The sequence below is a fragment of the Microbulbifer variabilis genome (genome assembly GCF_052468405.1).
Window position 1 is genome coordinate 2004022 of record NZ_CP174343.1, and the last position, 17393, is coordinate 2021414.

At 46.5% G+C, this 17393-nt stretch carries 17 protein-coding genes; 14 read left to right on the forward strand and 3 right to left on the reverse strand.

Going from position 1 to position 17393, the window contains the following annotated elements; genetic code table 11:
* Window positions 1–39: 39 nt before the first annotated feature.
* Window positions 40–1524 carry a bifunctional 2-methylcitrate dehydratase/aconitate hydratase gene (locus ACJJJB_RS09110; RefSeq protein WP_445366098.1) on the reverse strand — a complete coding sequence of 495 codons (1485 nt, stop codon included), beginning with the start codon at window positions 1522–1524 and terminating at the stop codon, window positions 40–42.
* 342 nt (window positions 1525–1866) lie between these two features.
* On the opposite strand from ACJJJB_RS09110, the gene ACJJJB_RS09115 reads away from it, so the two are divergent.
* From ACJJJB_RS09115 to ACJJJB_RS09170, 12 genes are all read left to right on the forward strand, one after another.
* Window positions 1867–2484 (forward strand): Crp/Fnr family transcriptional regulator, encoded by a 618-nt coding sequence (locus ACJJJB_RS09115; protein WP_020412953.1) that lies wholly within the window; start codon window positions 1867–1869, stop codon window positions 2482–2484.
* A 118-nt stretch (window positions 2485–2602) separates the two neighbouring features.
* The gene (locus ACJJJB_RS09120; RefSeq protein ID WP_444946706.1) at window positions 2603–3163 is read left to right on the forward strand and encodes a cytochrome P460 family protein; all 561 of its coding nucleotides are present in this window, start codon (window positions 2603–2605) and stop codon (window positions 3161–3163) included.
* A gap of 188 nt (window positions 3164–3351) precedes the next feature.
* Window positions 3352–4683, forward strand: coding sequence for a prephenate-dependent tRNA uridine(34) hydroxylase TrhP (trhP, locus tag ACJJJB_RS09125; RefSeq protein ID WP_444946705.1), 1332 nt, complete (start codon window positions 3352–3354; stop codon window positions 4681–4683).
* Window positions 4684–5180: 497 nt separating this feature from the next.
* Complete coding sequence (locus ACJJJB_RS09130; RefSeq protein ID WP_444946704.1) at window positions 5181–6431, forward strand: efflux RND transporter periplasmic adaptor subunit; 1251 nt, start codon at window positions 5181–5183, stop codon at window positions 6429–6431.
* A 35-nt stretch (window positions 6432–6466) separates the two neighbouring features.
* Entirely contained in the window at window positions 6467–7183 is a 717-nt protein-coding gene (locus ACJJJB_RS09135) for an ABC transporter ATP-binding protein (protein ID WP_445366099.1), read from the forward strand.
* On the forward strand, window positions 7180–9615 hold the full coding sequence (locus ACJJJB_RS09140) for an ABC transporter permease (protein WP_353376270.1): 2436 nt from the start codon (window positions 7180–7182) through the stop codon (window positions 9613–9615). Before ACJJJB_RS09135 ends, ACJJJB_RS09140 begins: the two co-directional genes overlap by 4 nt.
* 93 nt (window positions 9616–9708) lie before the next feature.
* Window positions 9709–10608 carry an alpha/beta fold hydrolase gene (locus ACJJJB_RS09145; RefSeq protein WP_445366100.1) on the forward strand — a complete coding sequence of 300 codons (900 nt, stop codon included), beginning with the start codon at window positions 9709–9711 and terminating at the stop codon, window positions 10606–10608.
* A 51-nt stretch (window positions 10609–10659) separates the two neighbouring features.
* On the forward strand, window positions 10660–10935 hold the full coding sequence (locus ACJJJB_RS09150; RefSeq protein ID WP_445366101.1) for a TehB family protein: 276 nt from the start codon (window positions 10660–10662) through the stop codon (window positions 10933–10935).
* Window positions 10936–11139: 204 nt separating this feature from the next.
* Complete coding sequence (locus ACJJJB_RS09155) at window positions 11140–11598, forward strand: nuclear transport factor 2 family protein (RefSeq protein WP_445366102.1); 459 nt, start codon at window positions 11140–11142, stop codon at window positions 11596–11598.
* A gap of 546 nt (window positions 11599–12144) precedes the next feature.
* Window positions 12145–12753 (forward strand): hypothetical protein, encoded by a 609-nt coding sequence (locus tag ACJJJB_RS09160; RefSeq protein WP_445366103.1) that lies wholly within the window; start codon window positions 12145–12147, stop codon window positions 12751–12753.
* Between the two features lie 50 nt (window positions 12754–12803).
* Window positions 12804–13301 (forward strand): arsinothricin resistance N-acetyltransferase ArsN1 family B, encoded by a 498-nt coding sequence (locus tag ACJJJB_RS09165; protein ID WP_020412964.1) that lies wholly within the window; start codon window positions 12804–12806, stop codon window positions 13299–13301.
* 84 nt (window positions 13302–13385) lie between these two features.
* On the forward strand, window positions 13386–13703 hold the full coding sequence (locus ACJJJB_RS09170) for a heavy metal-binding domain-containing protein (protein WP_020412965.1): 318 nt from the start codon (window positions 13386–13388) through the stop codon (window positions 13701–13703).
* 78 nt (window positions 13704–13781) lie between these two features.
* Here ACJJJB_RS09170 and ACJJJB_RS09175 read toward each other — a convergent pair whose 3' ends face one another.
* The gene (locus tag ACJJJB_RS09175) at window positions 13782–14843 is read right to left on the reverse strand and encodes an FAD-dependent oxidoreductase (protein ID WP_445366104.1); all 1062 of its coding nucleotides are present in this window, start codon (window positions 14841–14843) and stop codon (window positions 13782–13784) included.
* A gap of 523 nt (window positions 14844–15366) precedes the next feature.
* Here ACJJJB_RS09175 and ACJJJB_RS09180 point away from each other — a divergent pair.
* Complete coding sequence (locus ACJJJB_RS09180; RefSeq protein ID WP_445366105.1) at window positions 15367–16482, forward strand: agmatine deiminase family protein; 1116 nt, start codon at window positions 15367–15369, stop codon at window positions 16480–16482.
* 159 nt (window positions 16483–16641) lie between these two features.
* Window positions 16642–17022 carry an EamA family transporter gene (locus tag ACJJJB_RS09185; RefSeq protein ID WP_445366271.1) on the forward strand — a complete coding sequence of 127 codons (381 nt, stop codon included), beginning with the start codon at window positions 16642–16644 and terminating at the stop codon, window positions 17020–17022.
* A gap of 119 nt (window positions 17023–17141) precedes the next feature.
* Here the strand turns inward: ACJJJB_RS09185 and ACJJJB_RS09190 are convergent, their stop codons facing one another.
* Window positions 17142–17387 (reverse strand): DUF2164 domain-containing protein, encoded by a 246-nt coding sequence (locus tag ACJJJB_RS09190; protein ID WP_020412969.1) that lies wholly within the window; start codon window positions 17385–17387, stop codon window positions 17142–17144.
* Window positions 17388–17393 lie beyond the last annotated feature (6 nt).

Sequence of the window (17393 nt, forward strand, 5' to 3'; positions counted from 1 at the left end):
CGCCTTTTCTGCGTCCACTTTAAGCGGAAATTGAATTGGTCAAATTACCAATAAATCCATAAATCTATTTACTGGCGTCTCCTCAAATTTCTTTTGTGCTTTGAAGAGACCAATGATTTTTTCCGCCCGATGAGGAGGAAAATGCGAGAGCAGGTTTGACCTGAACTTTTCCTCTAGCAACGGCATACCCTCCTGACGTCGGCGTCTGTGCCCCAATGGATATTCCACTTCAATCTTTTCTGTCTCGCTACCATTCCTGAAAAATACCTGGACTGCGCTGGCAATAGATCGCTTGTTCGGGTCGAGATACTCATCGCTATAACGCTTATCCTCAACAACTTCAATTTTTTTACGTAACTCATCTATTTCCGGATGATCCTGGTGAAAATCATTCTCATAATACCCGGCGGACAAATCTCCAAACAGCAGGCCGACTGCAACAATATATTGAAGACAATGATCTCTATCCGCGGCATTAGCCAAGTGACCTGTTTTGGAAATAATCCGAATTGCCGACTCATGGGTAGTGACTACAACCTTATCAATATCTGCGAAACGTCCTTCAATCTTTGAATGCAGGATAATCGCCGCCTCACAAGCCGTTTGACTATGGAACTCAGCTGGGTAAGAAATTTTGAACAAAATATTTTCAATAACATAGGAGCCGTACTCCCGGGAAAAGTGAAATTGGCGATTTACCGGCGCCTTTATTTTCTGATCGGCATTGGTTTTACTGAAAGAAACATCATAAAACCCCCACTGCTTTGCTGTCAGCGCGCTAGGTACCCCCATTTCCCCACTCAAAGCCATTTCAGCCAGACGCACTCCCCGGGATGTGGCATCTCCTGCAGCCCAGGACTTACGGGAACCAGTATTAGGCGCATGTCGATAGGTACGTAAAGCACTGCCATCCACCCATGCCAGAGAGACTGCAGCCATCACCTCTTCCCGGCTCCCCCCTTTTAACCAGGCCGTCACTGCCGCCGAAGCTACCCGCACAAGTAAAACATGATCGAGTCCCACACGATTAAAGCTGTTAGCCAGTGCCAATACACCCTGGATCTCATAGGCTTTAACCATTGCCTCCAGGACTGTTCGCATCTTTAACGGGGGTTCCCCAACGGATATCTTCTTCCGGGAAAGATAATCACTGACCGCCAATATGGCCCCCAGGTTATCAGATGGATGCCCCCACTCTGCCGCAAGCCATGTATCGTTGTAATCCAGCCAGCGAATGGTAGCGCCTATATCCCAGGCGCTCTTTACCGGGTCCATACGGAATTGGGTACCCGGCACACGGGCCCCATTAGGCACCACAGTGCCCTCTGCCAGAGGACCCAATAATTTAGTGCATTCAGGAAAACCTAATGCCAGACACGCACAACCCAGAGAATCCATCAAGCAATAGCGGGATGTTCGCCAAGCCTCATTAGAATCAACCTGGAATTTGAGAACATAATCAGCAATATCCTGTATCACCTGATCATAATCTGGGCGGTCAGCCCGGCTTGAATCAGAACACATAGCTAAGAGCCTGATGCAAAAAACAAAAGGAAATTACACAAGTTTAGCTGTTTTCGACAACGCCACTAATCAGTTTGAAGTGAGATTCTCGACCCGAAGCTTGATAATCGAGAAAAATATCTTGATGATACTGGCTCCTGGAATTTACGACCGCCACATTAAGTCGGCCTGCCAGACCATTACTATTTAAGACACCAGCTTGTGAGGGATTTAGGGTGCACCCGACGCGATATTGTTTGAAATTAGACATTAGGCTAAGGGTTCAATTTCCCCCCCAAAAAAACTAACTCGCTCGAAACAAAGAGACCTAACTTTAAGAGCCTCCAGCAGGATTATGTTAAATTGCAAGAAATAGCCGCTAAAACAAAAAGAATATACTGCGCTAAAGAAACAGTATTATTCCGCCAGGGACAAGAATCCAGAAAAATCTATTTTATTCATACAGGCTATGTTCTTATCCATAAAGTGGATTTTCAAGGCAATTCTGGGCTTGTAGACTTATATGGACCAGGCTCCTGGTTTGGCCCCGGCCTAGGCGGGAATTCACAAGATATCGAAGCAATTGCCAAAATAGGCTGTGAGCTAGAGGTAACCTTTCCAGAAAATCTCAATACACTGATGCTTTCTCTGTCACAAACCCCAGAAGACCTTATAGAGCATTTAGCCAACAGGGAATCCCTGTTGCAGCAGCGTATATTTCAGCATATCACCGCACCACTGCCTGTAAGATTAGCAAGCTTGTTATCTCAACTCTTTTATTTTCGGGGGCAACCCTGCGCCCACGGGCATGAACTGGACGTTAGGCTTTCCCAGTCTGAGTTAGCGGCTATGGCCGGCGGCAGTAGACAAACTGTCAGCCAGCTACTTAACCGTTGGAAACAGGAAGGCGTAATCGATTACACACGCCAACATATATGTTTACTTAACAAAAACGCCCTCAAAGACTTAGCGCAAGGCTAAATCCAATTTTTTTGTCAGCTAGCTGACAGTTCATCACCCCTCGCCTCCCTATACTTTCAAAATATTGAGGGCCAGAGTTAATCCTCATCTCTATTGAATCAACATAGGAAGAGACGTCATGCGGACCATCTGTTTAGCGACACTGGGAATTCTCTTTAGCTTGCAGGCCATAGCCCAGGAAAACCTAAAGTCCACATTCAGTAATTTCGTCGATCCACGGGGAAATATCACCTTGCCTAAGGATTACCGCCAAAACTGGACCTTTCTCGGCTCTTATCAGGTAAAGTCCTCGAATGGCGAGGGATGGGATACCCACAATGTTTACACCCAACCTGCGGCAGTTAAAGCCTTTCGTAACACCGGAAAATTCCCGGATGGCGCAGTACTGGTAAAAGACGTCAACAGCACCAAATCAGAACCACTTACTACTGGTTTGGCATACTACTCCTCTGATCTCCAGTTCACATTTATGATGGTAAAGGACACTGAAGGGCGATTTCCCAAAAACGAGACCTGGGCCGAAGGTTGGGGATGGGCTTTATTTAAGCCAGGAATAACAGAAAGTGAAACCAAAACCTGGAAGGGCAGCGGGCTTAACAACTGTTTTGGATGCCACTTGCCAGCCAAGAATAATGACTGGGTATATACGCAAGGTTATCAACGGGTCCTACAGAATTAACAAGTAAGCAACATAAATCAGAGGTCAGAGGTCAGAGGTCAGAGGTCAGAGGTCAACTATTCGGCTAGAAAAACAAGCATAGCCCCGTCCAAATCAGCTTATCACTTCCACCCCGGCACTAATTGATTTATATCAATTAGTGCAACCTTGATTACCGTTAACATGCGGCCGCGTCCAACTATTCCACTATGAGTTTTTCCGTGTTTAAACCTGAGTTACTGTCCCCCGCAGGGACTTTAAAAAATATGCGATATGCGTTTGCCTATGGTGCCGATGCCGTTTATGCCGGCCAGCCCCGCTACAGCTTGCGTGTGCGCAATAATGAATTCAAAAATATTGAAACCCTGCGCCTAGGCATAGAAGAAGCACACCAGCAGGGAAAACAGTTCTATATCGCCTCTAACATCGCCGCTCACAACGACAAAGTTCGCAGTTACCTGCGGGACCTGGAAGAAATTGTCGAAATGAGGCCTGACGCCCTGATTATGTCCGACCCGGGCCTGATCATGATGGTAAGGGAGCGTTGGCCTGATCTGCCAGTCCACCTATCCGTTCAGGCCAATGCGGTAAACTACGCAACCGTAAAGTTCTGGCATCGCCAGGGGTTATCTCGGGTGATACTTTCCCGGGAACTGTCCCTGGATGAGATTGAAGAAATTCGCCAGAGAGTGCCTGAGATGGAGCTGGAAGTCTTTGTCCACGGTGCACTCTGTATCGCCTATTCCGGGCGCTGCTTGCTGTCCGGTTATATGACCCATAGAGATGCCAACCAGGGCGCCTGCACCAACTCCTGCCGCTGGCAATACCAAGCTCATGAAGCCAAAGAGAATGAAGTTGGCGAGTTGATTCATGTGCAAACCCAGCAACCCACCTCCGCCAGTGACAGTACTTCCCAGGCCTTTTTACTGCAGGAAGAAGGTCGTCCTGGAGAATATATGCCGGCCTACGAAGATGAGCACGGTACCTACATCATGAACTCCAAAGATCTACGGGCCGTACAGCATGTCAAGCGCCTCACGGAAATGGGGGTTCACTCTTTAAAAATCGAAGGTCGCACCAAATCCCACTACTATGTGGCTCGTACTGCCCAGATCTATCGTCGCGCGATAGACGATGCTGCAGCAGGAAAAGACTTTGACATGAAGATGATGGACGAATTGGAAACCCTCTCAAATAGGGGCTACACGGAAGGTTTCTACCGTCGCCATCCACCAGCAGAATACCAGCAATATGAAAAGGGATTGATATCAACTCCGGGCCAACAGTTCGTAGGCGAGCTTATTGACGGAAGTCCTGAGTATTTGACGATTGATGTTAAAAATCGCTTTGAACGCGGTGATCAATTGGAGTTAATGACTCCCAGCGGTAGCTTGTTCTTCCCCTTGAAGCAAATGGAGAATACGGAAGGCAAAGCGATCGATGTAGCTCCGGGATCCGGGCATATCGTGCAGATACCCCGACCAGAGGGGGTTGATGACGATCAACTTCAACAGGCGCTATTGGTCAAAGCTCTGGGATAACCCCCGGCCTGTAATTTGCACTAAGGCTTATCAAGCCCTTCTTTTTACAAACCTATTTTGTTAACGGTGTAGTGGTTTAGACAAACCACCGGATTCACTAAGCCACGACACCTTATTTCCATCATATCTCTTCCTTTTAACTTGTGAGTTGATCCTCAAAATTCATTGGGTAATCGTTAAATTTCTCAAGTGACTGCCCACCTCACAATATTCAAACCGTCCTGTATTTCCCTACCATTCACCGCAAGCAACTGGTTCTTGCACCAATTTTCCTGCATTTTCAGCCTTACCTAAAACCCTTATACAGCCTAAGTTTTGATCATAAAAATATGCTCGACAGTACTAATTACAAGATAAAAACCCGCCCTCCCTCGGAGTTCCAACAGGAATACCACCCTTTTTAATCGCTATGGTTTTCCACCTCTAACTCGCCTCCACATCAAGGTTTCACAGCAGAAAAGCGTGCAACGATTGCTTAACCAAGGAAATGCCGCAATATGGATATTATTAAACCTAAGAAACGCCCCCTGATTAAGCACCCTTTAATGCTGGGTGGTGCTGCTCTAGCTTTTGTGGCATTCACCAGCACTCTCCTCTTACTTCCTGATAGCGCCTACAAAGTTCAGCGGGAACAGCTGATGTTGGGTACCGTCCAACGGGGAGACCTGCAGGTTGTGGTAGATGGCTATGGTAGGCTGCGTTCAGACAAGCAGACGTTAATTACCGCTCTAACCGCAGCGAATGTTGAAAAAATTATGTTGCGTCCCGGTGCAGAAGTACAAAGTGATAGCATCATTATGCAGCTGAGTAATCCAGAGTTAATACGCGATCTGGATGGAGCCGAAACCTCCCTGGAACAGGAGGAAGCTAATCTGCGCCGGCTTGTTCTGAACAACCAGCGCGATGTGCTCGCGGAGGAAGCCATACTCGCGGAGCTGAACTCCAATTACCAGGTGATCAAGTTGCGTCGCGAAGCTGAGGACGAGCTGGTAAAAAGTGGAGTGGTTTCCCAGCTCACCTACCAAACCACCGTCTTACGCCAAGAGCAGATGAAAAAACGTGTGGACCTGCAAAAACAGCGTATCAATCACCTGCGCAAAGTCGCCGTCGAATCAGAGTTAATCCAGCGCGAGCAAATCAACCAAGCCCAGACCCAACTGCAAAGTATCCAGCAACGAACAGAGCGACTGACGGTACGCGCCGGCCTGGACGGCATACTACAAAGACTACCAGTAGAGCTGGGGCAAGGTGTCGATCCCGGCCAGGAGCTGGCGTTGATCGGCAGCGAGACAGATCTACTCGCCCTGGTTCAAGTACCACAATCCAAAGCAGAGCAACTGGAGGTTGGCCAGCCCGCTGAAATTGATACCCGCAGGGAAAAAGTCGAGGGCGTGGTAACCCGTATTACTCCTGAGGTTCGGGACGGCAATATTGAAGTGGAAATTGCTTTTAGCGCGGGCGCCCCGGAGTCTGCCAGGCCACAGCTCAACGTCGATGCCCGGATCTTCACCGCTACGATGGAAGATACACTGTTCGTCGAGAGACCTATCAATGTACAGAGGCACAGTGAGACCAACCTCTTCCTGATTAATGAAAACGGGGAGGAAGCGGCACTCCAGCCCATCAGCTTCGGTGAGGAGTCGGGCCGATATATCCAGATCACCCAAGGCGCCAATGAAGCGGACCGTATCATCCTCTCGGATATGGCCAATTTTAATGAAGCTGAGCATATCCAGATTGTTGACTAAAGCCTGAAACCCAAAGCGAGAACAGGGAGTTCGCTATGTCCAAGCCAATCCTCCATATGGCCGGGATCACTAAGGTGTTCAGCACCGAAGAAATGGAAACTCACGCCCTGCGGGGCGTTGACCTGAGTATTTACTCGGGGGAATTTGTTTCTATCTGCGGCCCCTCGGGTTGCGGTAAATCCACACTTCTCTCGATCCTCGGCCTGCTGGACCTCCCCACCAGCGGCAGCTATCAGATTGAAGGCACTGAAGTCGCTCAATTGTCGCTGCGTGAGGCGGCGACAATTCGTAACGAGAAAGTAGGCTTTATCTTCCAGTCCTTTAACCTGATTGACGAACTCTCTGTCTACGACAATATCGCCCTGCCCCTGCGATACCGACGCAATCCCATTCCCAAGTCTGAAGCCGACAAAAAAGTGAAACACTGCCTGGAGAAGGTGGGGATGAGTCACCGGGCCTCTCACAAACCTAACCAGTTATCCGGTGGCCAACAGCAGCGAATCGCCATAGCCCGGGCGCTAGTTGGCAATCCATCCCTGCTACTGGTGGACGAGCCCACCGGCAACCTGGATTCCCACAATGGCGATGCAGTAATGGAAATGCTGCGGCAACTCAATAATGAAGGTACCACCCTGTGCATGGTGACCCATGACCCTCGCTATGCAGATATGGCCAGCCGTCAATTGCATCTGCTGGATGGAAAAATCTCAACGCCACAGCCCATAAAAGAGCCTCACGAGATGGCCCTATGATCACCACAAAGGACCTGTCCATTGCCCTCCAGTCCCTCAGCCGGGCGCGGAGCTACGCCACCACTATTATTTTAACCCTGGGTATCACCCTCGGCGCCCTGGTAACGCTATTTAATCTCAACTACCAACTGCTAGCCGCGCCCCTACCCTACCCGGACGAAGATCGGCTGTATGTCGTGAATGGTAATCTCTACCAGAACAAGCAGCTGCGGCTGGAAAACAACAGCCAATACCCCGCCCTGGTTGAAATCTATAAGAACGACAGTTTCTTCGAATCCAGCGCCCTGGTGTACTTCTGGGAAGATGTGGTTCGCAACTTATCCGGATCACCACGGGTTAATGTTTCCTATGTCTCTCCGGAATATCTCCAGCTGGCTGGAGCACCCCTGGCCTTGGGCAGACAATTCAATACCGATGAAGGGCTCGACAGCCGGGTTCCCGTGGCGGTTATCAGCTATCAAACCTGGGAGCAGATGTTCCGGCGCAGCCCAAATGTCTTGGAGCAAAGCCTGCAATTTGGGGAGGTGGACTTTCGTATTGTCGGCGTCACCGCCAAAGACTTCATTGAACCCCAGATCTATAAGCAGGGCCGACAAACGGCGGTCTGGCTGCCCTGGGACTTTAACGATACACAAGTAGAGCGCAGAAATAATTGGAGAGGCTTCCTGCCTTTTCGCATGCTCACAGGAAAGCTGAAGCCGGGCATTGACCCCGCCAGTGCGGGGCATGAATTGAGCACATTAATGGATGCCCAGTATCAAGCGGCCCTAGCGGGAAGATCCTCTTCGGTAGAAAGGTCCGTTGAATACCGACTCACCCCCTTCGCCAATAAAATACTTGGCGACAGTGCCACGCGAACTCTAATGGTAATGGGCGGTACACTGGTGCTTCTGTTAATTGCCTGCGCCAATGTTACCAACCTGATTCTTTCTCGCGCAGCCAAACAACAACGCAATATGGCGATACAGGTCGCGTTGGGCGCACACAAAAAACATATCTTTTTGGCCCTGCTGTGTGAAATCGGCCTACTTATGTTAGGGGCTGCATTACTTTCTCTACTTTTAGCCCTGGGGTCGACGGAAGTATTAAAGGTGATGGCTACGGAACAAATTCCTCGCATTCAAGAGCTCACCTTAAACTGGCAGACACTGGTTTTTGCACTGTTGTGTGCCTTACTTCTCGCCCTGTTCTTCTCAGCCATAGTCAGTCGCCAGGTTAATTACCGCGCACTGAATCAAATGCTGCAGAGCAGCGGCAAAGGTTCCGGCGTACAGATCTCGCCTCTAATCCGCAAGGTACTCATCAGTAGCCAAGTGGCAATGACCAGCTTACTCATAGTCGCCAGTTTACAGATATTCCTGCAAGCCAATCGCCTGATTAACCAACCATTTGGTTTCCCTTTGGACAACGTTCAGGTAATGACTCTGAATATCGGCAATCTTAGGAGCGCCCCCACTACCGAGCGAGAGAGTTATCTGAAGGCCATCAGGCAAAGATTGCTGGAGCACCCTAAAGTACAAAATGCCAGCCTGAGCTTAAACACTCCTATCTCTATCAGCCGGCCACTCTGGACCACATCCCTGAGTCAGGATGCCAGCCGACAAAACCCGGTGATGGCCAAGACCACAGTAGTCGACGAAAACTACCTTTCCATTTTGCGTATGCCACTGGTAGCTGGCCGCCATATCAGTGCGGCTGAGTTTTCCGATAACAATCGCATGATGCTCGTTAACGAAACCCTGGCCCAGCAGCTGGAACCGGATGGAGAAGTATTAGGTAAGCGCTACTACTGGCGAGGTGATTTGCCCTACCAAGTGGTCGGCATAGTGCGCAACGCAAGCCTGCCCGGCAAAAAGGAACCCGCCCGCTTATTTGTGCGCGGTATCAATGTGAGCTATCCCCTACTCGTACTCAGACATAAGCCTCACCAACCACTCAGCACCACAGAAATCAATCGGGAATTTGCCGGAGTAAACAGGCAGTACAAAGTTTCCGAGCTATTCTCCCTGGAGCAGGCGCGAGACCTACTCCTAAGCAATGACCGGGTCTCAGTTTGGGTAACCACCGCCCTCACATTACTGGCACTCAGCCTTGCTGCCATCGGTATCTTTGGAGTGCTCAGTTACAGTGTACAACTGCGGCGTACCGAGCTTGGCGTGCGCATGGCAATCGGCGCCCGCCCAGCGACGATTTTCTATCACACCCTGATCGATAGCTTGATTCCCGTAATTATCGGTATCGCTGTAGCGACTTTGGTAGTGGTCCCACTGGCACTTTGGCTTGAGCAAAGCGAGTTCAGCATTGAAACCAGCCTCTGGGGCTGGCTGCTGCCACCACTACTTATTATCGGCCTAACCGCCTCGGTTACCCTGCTTTCTGTATGGAAGGTAATCAACAAGCCCGCGATTTACGCCCTGCGTGGCACAGGGTAGTTACTCTTTACGCCAATATCCGACACTGCTTGAGATTGTACTCGCTTCATGCAATCTTTGCTGCGAATACAACGATAAGAAATGGAAGAACCAATGCAGCCTCAACAGTGGTTATCAAGTGGCCAATACTTCAGCTACCAAAATCACCGGTTATTCTATATCGACAGCGATCCAAATAACCTTCAGAAGCCAATACTATTGATGGTTCACGGCTTCCCAACAAGTAGCTATGACTGGCATAAAGTTTGGCCACAACTTACGGAAAATTTCCGGTGTATTGCCATGGATATGCTGGGCTTTGGGTATTCTGACAAACCAAAACAACACCGGTATAGCATCCATGAGCAAGCCGACTTACAAGAAGAGCTTCTACATCGCCTAGAAATCACTTCATTACATCTATTGGCACACGACTACGGCGATACCGTTGCCCAGGAACTGCTCGCTAGAGACAATAGCCGGGAAAAGAAGCTTTTCCGTTCTACGTGCTTACTGAATGGTGGTCTCTTTCCTGAAACGCACAAAGCACGACCCATCCAGAAGTTACTGATTTCCCCCATCGGCCCCCTGATCAACTTGCTAGTGAACTATCGTCAATTCTGCCGCAGTTTCAAGGTGCTGTTTGGACCTGCCACCAAGCCCACAGAGACCGAATTGCGTGAACTCTGGCAAATTATCCAGTACAACGGCGGCAAATACCGTTTCCACAAACTGATAAATTACATGCAAGAACGACTCGAATACCGCCAGCGATGGCTGGATGCCCTAAACCAGTACCCTGGCCCACTGCAGCTCATAAATGGCTCATATGACCCGGTTTCAGGCGCACATATGGTAGCCCGGTTCCGCGAACTGATAGAGCGGCCAGCTGGCATCGTAGAACTGGCAAAAGTGGGACACTATCCGCAGTGGGAAGCACCAGAACTTCTCGCATCAACCTACCTAGGGTTTATTGAGAACCATTCAAAAAATGTGGCTCCAATCAGCCTATAACCAAAGGCTAGATTGCCAAAATTCTATCCAAACAATAAAAGGTTGCCGTCAATGAAAGAGTTGCCCCCAGGTATAACCCCCTATAAGAAAACCCCTGAATTCACTGAACAAGACATCCCTCCAGGACTACTGAAAGATCACAATACCAAGGACGGAGTATGGGGGAAAATTGTAATCCTCTCCGGATCACTGGAATATACGATTCAAGAGCCTGAAGTGGAGATTGTTGAGTTGAGTCCTAAAAAATTTGGCGTAGTAGAACCAACTATAAGGCACCACATAAAACCGCTAGGGAACGTAAAATTTTATGTTGAGTTCTATCGATAAAAATCATCCAATCCAGCCATCTTGATAGATAGATCTGGTACAGCCCTGCTTCCTCAAGTCAAAGAAGGCAGATAGACACAGGATACATTTCAGCCACCTATATAAAAGGACAAGATCAACTTCAATGATAAATAACGTGGATAGTTAGACAGATATTCTCAACCAGAATATAAAATAAACCACAAAAAATCCAAGGAAGTATTTATGTATCGGATTGCATTGCTCACTTTATCTTTCCTGATCGTCAATGCTGTAACTGCAAATTCACCCGATGATAAGAAAAGCATAGAGAGGGCTGTACTCGACTATATTGAATCACAACACCAAGTTAAGCCCAAATTAATGGGTAGGGGTTTAGATAAAAAATTAGTCAAAAGAACCTATTGGAAAACTAAGGATGGTTCAGAATTCATAATGGAGACAGATTATGAAACCATGCTTTGGATAGCCGAAAACTACAATAAGGATGGAGATAAGTTTCCACCTTCCCCTAGAATTGATATAGATATCCTTGATATTGATAATCGAGCTGCATCAGTAAAATTATCTGTAGATGAGTGGATTGACTACATGCACTTATATAAAAATGATAGAGACGAATGGAAGATAATCAACGTTCTCTGGCAATACCATGACAACAATAGACATGTAAGCAAGAAATAAACTGGGGCAATATGGGCCTAAAGCAAATGGACACTTCTGTATATCATGTGATTTCCAAATGCACTCAAACCCAAGACAGAAAATCACAACTTCCTGCCTCTCAGAAAACTATCAGTTTAAAATCACTATTTGCTGGTTTGGACCCTGGAGCATTTTAACTACAGCTGGTAAATTAAGATATCCGAGGTCACATAATGCTTAAGCAGAATACCAAGATGACAAAGAGATTCATATCATCAGCATTTCTGCTTATTGCTCTCGTTGGGTGCGCACACCAGGAAGACACCCTGAATAATGAATTGTAGCCAGGGGATCTAAACATGTATCAACTTAGCTACTCAAATGAGCCTCAGCCAGGTAATACCCAATCTCTATACACGCAACCTGAAGATAATGAAAATAAGAACAAGCAAGAGCTTATTTCTGACTCTATAAACTGGCATATAAGAGCTGGATACCTAACATTTATCCTACGATAGCGATATAAAGAAGTAGCATGGGGCTATCAGCCCCATACTTCACCATTAACAGCACAAAAGTAATTGCATGAAAAAGACCCTGATTAAAATTCTAATTTATACTTGCTGTATTACAATTCATGATTCGCTTGCAGATCACGGAACAGGTATAGATAAGGCATCTGAGAGCCGACACCCACAGGAAAATGAGCAGCTAACCCGTTTATTTAACCAGGATCAGATTGCACGCAAGCTTTCACACGACGAAATCGACTGGAATGTACTTAATCATAAAGACAAGAATCGACGTGAAAAAGTACTAAAGATGCTAGCAGAGGGCCGAATTAAGACTTCAAAAGACTTCTACCATGCAGCACTTATTTTCCAGCATGGCAATAATGCGGAAGATATTAGGCTCGCTCACGCACTTACCACCATAGCAGCCATCCTTGCTGAGGACAAAAGCAAGGCAAATTGGTTAAAAGCAGCTACATGGGATCGATTAATGATGAACCTAAACCAACCACAATGGTATGGCACCCAGTTTGTGAAAGACCCATCGGGAAACTGGAGCCTGTATGATATAGATCCTGATATAATCTCTGATCAGCAACGAACAGACTGGTCAGTTCGAGTAATAGAAGAATCGAAGGCTTTAGAGAAATCACTGAACAACACCAAGGAAGGCAAGCATTAATTAAGCTGACCATTTTTCTTATTACGACGAGGGAAGAACTAAGAATAAGCATGATAAGACCAGTTACTACTTTAGACTCCGCAGAGATTGCTGAAATCTACAATTACTATATAGAAAGTACTTTTATTACTTTTGAGACCGAGCCTGTTTCAACTGAAATTATCACCAACAGGATCGAAGAATGCTCCAGAAACAACCTCCCCTGGCTTGTCGCAGAATATGAAGGTCGCATAGTTGGCTATTGTTATGCCAGTAAATGGAAGGGGCGCTGTGCATATCAGCACTCAGTAGAAGCTACCGTATATTTAGATACAAATTCAATATCCAAAGGCTGGGGTTCGAAGCTTTACGCAGAATTATTAAAGCAGTTGATACAGCTTGATGTTCATGCAGTTATCTGCGGTATAGCACTACCCAATGCAAGTAGCGTCGCACTTCATGAGAAATTTGGCATGAAGAAAGTCGCTCATTTTAAGGAAGTGGGATACAAGTTTGGGCAGTGGGTGGATGTTGGTTATTGGCAATGCTTACTTTCCTCAGGAAAATAATTAAGATATATAACCATTCGATTACGATAACCACGTATTAGATATATACTTTTACACTAGCTTTCGCCATAAGAAGGAAGTCAAATGATTTTTTCAACTACAGAAACAGTACCAGGAAAGGAAATCTCAGAGGTGCTGGATATCGTCACTGGCAATGTTGTTCAGTCAAAACATATCGGTCGTGACTTAATGGCAGGGATCAAGAGTATTGTCGGTGGAGAGATCCGCGGCTATACCGAAATGCTGACCGAAGCGAGAAAAAAAGCTTTTCAAAGACTGAGCGATAGCGCAACACAGAAAGGTGCTGACGCCGTAGTGGGTATTCGCTTTACTACAAGTGCTATTATGGACGGCTCCTCAGAGATCCTGGTTTTTGGTACAGCAGTTAAGTTAAAAAGATAGGCTGTTGGCATCAAAAAATTTGAACAATTTCCCTGTATAGACTTAACCCAAGCTAGAAGCTGCTACTTATTTACACGACTAAAGCTCTACCGCAAACTGCCCCAACTTTCTCCGCACCGTCGGCAAAGAGTTGGCGGCAGCTATAAGGGCCCTGAATTCAAATCTTGCCTTAAGGGATTGCCCAGTGACTATTTTGCGGCCATGCTCGGTAACGTTAATAACCTTCTTGTCCTCCCTGTGACGCAATTCTGAGTACCCAGTGAGCCGCCCTGCTACAACCCGCGCTGCTAGCTCAGCAGCATCGGCAATCCCCAAGTTCATACCGCGGCCGCCTACAGGAGAATGACAGTGGGCTGCATCTCCAGCAAGATGTATTCTGCCTTTCGAGTAGGTCTCAGCCTGGCGAACAGAAATATTAAAGGTTCCCTGACGACGAACCCTCTTGATATCCAATGCCATTGGGAAAGCCCCTATGGCATCGTCACAGCTTGCCACCAAACGATGGCGCCCCTCCCCTAAAGGCACTGCAACAGCTACCACTCCGGACTCCATTTTTACCAATGTGAACTTTCTTTTTGGGGGCCAACCATCGGTATCGACATCGGCAATCGACCATTCTTCCTCCAGGTCAAACCCAGGATAATTAATACCTGCAGCCTCACGAACAGTGCTGTGGATACCATCCGCTCCAATCACAAGATCGAAACGCTCCTCCTCACCCGCATTAAACTGGGCTACCACTCCGCCTTCAGATTCAGTAAGAAATGTAAGCTCTTTCTGATATTCGACCTCAACACCCATACCTGATAGTACCTGGGCCATAAGGGATTCGGTCCTGTCTTGAGGCAATCCGAGAATAGTGGGGAAATAGGTGCGATCGGAGTGAAGGGGGAATTCAAGCGCTAGTCGCGTATCCAGATAGATACAGGCAGCTTGAACAGCAATACCTTCAGCTATCAATTTCTCTGAAACGCCTGACTTCGAAAGCAATTCAAGACTGCGGGAAGTAATACCCACAGCCCTACTTAGAGTGGATGCGCTGTCCCGACGGTCAATAATCCTTGGTGACAAACCAAGGCGGGTAAGCTCAATGGCAGCGGTAAGACCAGTAGGTCCCGCCCCAACAACCAATACTTTCACATGCCACCTCGAATAACTTCACTATCAGGCCACTGCTATCTGCGTAAAGTATAAACATGAACTCTCGGTTTCACCCCTATACATAAAGCTCAGGTGGTTATCGATACAAAGGGTACACTCCACCAATGAAAGGAGTAATTATGCTCCCTTACAACTAAAAAGAGTGCTGAAATCAGGAAGCTTTAGCTACTAAATCCAGGACATTATCATAACCACCCCGTGATATGTAGCGACCAATACGAACCGAGCACTGCAGAAATAAATTATTTATTCATTTTAATATTTGATTAATTATATCTTAAATTAATAAAAAAATTATAAAGATATAGACCGCCAACCCACAGGATAAACCCTCCCCTTAGACGCAGCAAATCCACCTAAAAAGAAAGAATCAGCAAGCCCCTTAAACTATCACTTTCCACAGAAATATCACATAAATATGTAGCCTAAGACGCAAAAGAATATTAAACTCAACTCCATGAAACTGCAAAAAAGCAACAATCTGAAATAACAGAAAACCACCATGATTGACCGAAGACTATTTATTAAGATTAGCAGCCTTTTACTTGCAGCCCCGATATTCGCAAAAAAATCATTAGCCATGCAGGACTTAACCTTCAGCTCGCTGCACATGCCAGATGAAAGCGATCAACACAAGAGAACATGGATGGCTTTTGTTGCCAATGATTATATTTGGTCACATAAGCAAGTTCCTGAGGTAAAAAGGAATCTGGCATTAATTGCAAATACAATTGCCAAATATGAGCCCGTATCTCTCCTTGTGAGCAGAAAAAATTTACATGAAGCAGAAGAGCTACTGGATATAGATAATTCAAATTTTAAAATCGAGCTTCATACTTTTGAAGTCGATGATCTATGGCTTCGTGACACTGCCCCTATCTTTGTAAGATCCACCTATGGGGAGAAAATTGCACTGAATTTCAATTTCAATGGTTGGGGCAACAAACAGGAACACTCGTTAGACAAACAAGTCGCCAGGTATATTGCCAATACATCTGGAGCAATCCATGAGAGAGCCAACATTGTACTAGAGGGTGGGTGCTTTGAGGTTGATGGAAATGGCACAGCGATTATGACTGAGAGCTGCATCCTCAATAAAAACCGCAATCCAGGATGGTCAAAAATAGATATTGAGAAGGAACTCAAGACACTGCTCGGATTACGTAAAATTATTTGGCTCAAAGGCATTAAGGGAATGGATATCACAGACGGCCATACCGATTTTTACGCACGTTTTATCAAACCAGGGGAAGTTATAGTCAGCAGGGATAATTATCAATCCTCCTATGACTATGAGGTTACTCGCGAAAATATCAACACATTAAGCAATAGTGTCGACGCAAATGGAAATCCGCTAAACCTACACGTCCTGGATACACCAGAAATTATTAATGAGAGATTTGGTACTAAAGACTTTGCCGCAGGCTATATTGGTTACTATGTTTGTAACGGCGCAATAATTGCTCAAAAATTTGGCGATAGAAATGCAGATGAGAAAGCCAGAGCTGTTTTGCAAAGCGCCTTCCCCAATCATATAATTGAGCAAATAGCAATTGATGGAATTGCTTCAGGTGGAGGCAGCGTCCACTGTTCTACACAGCAAGAGATTATTGTTTGATTCTGCTTTTCTTTAAAAATTTTCTGCATCACTTGCAAAACTTTCCATAAGTACCCAGAAAATTATTGGGTTATTTCTGGGAACCCTGGGTGCAGCCTGGATAGGCTTCAAGAGAAATATGGCTGCATTAACACTGGACCTAAACCGGGGGCGAGCTGGATCTTCTTATCAGGTGCAATTTCACTTAGCCTGTATAACCCACTGGTTAAGCGGGTTCACTCTGATGAACCTACAGAGGTCATGGCCTATTGGGTAATTTTATTCGGTGCACTCTGGTTATTGTTTTTTACCCTCCCCCTCTTAGGCACCATAAACTGGCAAAATACATCTTTTCAACTCAATGGCAGCTTACTTTATTTAGCGCTATTCACCACACTAGTGAGTTTCTTTCTGCTGCAGTTCGACACGGTAAAAATTGGTCCCACCAAAGTAGCCGCTTATGGATTCTTGAACCCGATTTTTGTACTGGCACTAACCCTGCTTCTGGAAATGTCAGAATTCAGTAGTTCCTTTTTCCAAGTATTATTCTGGTCTTCTTGACTATGTTATTTATTCAGGCAGAAAAGACAGCATAAAAGGCACCCCAAATATTGAACTACAGATCACTGCTGTACCCTCTTAACCCTCCCCTTACCCACACTGCAGGAGGAGTGATAGATCTAATTCACAGGCTTCTCAATCTCATAAATTGCATCAGATATATCTTCCAGTTTTGAAGATACAATAGCCAGTGCATCATGCAGCCCTTGATTGTAGAAGCCAGCCCCCATCTCCCTTGCAAGAAAATCGATCAAGAACTCCACCTCAAAGCCACCAGCTTCGAGATCAAACTCCTCAGAAAGGTATTTCCTTATCTTCTCCACCAATACAGATTTACGTTCTTTTTCAAGTACAATTTCTGGCATAAGAAT

What these genes read in the sequence shown, in the direction of transcription:
- ACJJJB_RS09165 (WP_020412964.1), top strand. Translation starts at nt 12,804, where the DNA reads ATGATAAGACCAGTTACTACTTTAGACTCCGCAGAGATTGCTGAAATC.
- ACJJJB_RS09135 (WP_445366099.1), top strand. Translation starts at nt 6,467, where the DNA reads ATGTCCAAGCCAATCCTCCATATGGCCGGGATCACTAAGGTGTTCAGC.
- ACJJJB_RS09160 (WP_445366103.1), top strand. Translation starts at nt 12,145, where the DNA reads ATGAAAAAGACCCTGATTAAAATTCTAATTTATACTTGCTGTATTACA.
- ACJJJB_RS09180 (WP_445366105.1), top strand. Translation starts at nt 15,367, where the DNA reads ATGATTGACCGAAGACTATTTATTAAGATTAGCAGCCTTTTACTTGCA.
- ACJJJB_RS09170 (WP_020412965.1), top strand. Translation starts at nt 13,386, where the DNA reads ATGATTTTTTCAACTACAGAAACAGTACCAGGAAAGGAAATCTCAGAG.
- ACJJJB_RS09190 (WP_020412969.1), bottom strand. Translation starts at nt 17,387, where the DNA reads ATGCCAGAAATTGTACTTGAAAAAGAACGTAAATCTGTATTGGTGGAG.
- ACJJJB_RS09155 (WP_445366102.1), top strand. Translation starts at nt 11,140, where the DNA reads ATGTATCGGATTGCATTGCTCACTTTATCTTTCCTGATCGTCAATGCT.
- ACJJJB_RS09145 (WP_445366100.1), top strand. Translation starts at nt 9,709, where the DNA reads ATGCAGCCTCAACAGTGGTTATCAAGTGGCCAATACTTCAGCTACCAA.
- ACJJJB_RS09130 (WP_444946704.1), top strand. Translation starts at nt 5,181, where the DNA reads ATGGATATTATTAAACCTAAGAAACGCCCCCTGATTAAGCACCCTTTA.
- ACJJJB_RS09110 (WP_445366098.1), bottom strand. Translation starts at nt 1,524, where the DNA reads ATGTGTTCTGATTCAAGCCGGGCTGACCGCCCAGATTATGATCAGGTG.
- ACJJJB_RS09140 (WP_353376270.1), top strand. Translation starts at nt 7,180, where the DNA reads ATGATCACCACAAAGGACCTGTCCATTGCCCTCCAGTCCCTCAGCCGG.
- ACJJJB_RS09150 (WP_445366101.1), top strand. Translation starts at nt 10,660, where the DNA reads ATGAAAGAGTTGCCCCCAGGTATAACCCCCTATAAGAAAACCCCTGAA.
- ACJJJB_RS09120 (WP_444946706.1), top strand. Translation starts at nt 2,603, where the DNA reads ATGCGGACCATCTGTTTAGCGACACTGGGAATTCTCTTTAGCTTGCAG.
- trhP (WP_444946705.1), top strand. Translation starts at nt 3,352, where the DNA reads ATGAGTTTTTCCGTGTTTAAACCTGAGTTACTGTCCCCCGCAGGGACT.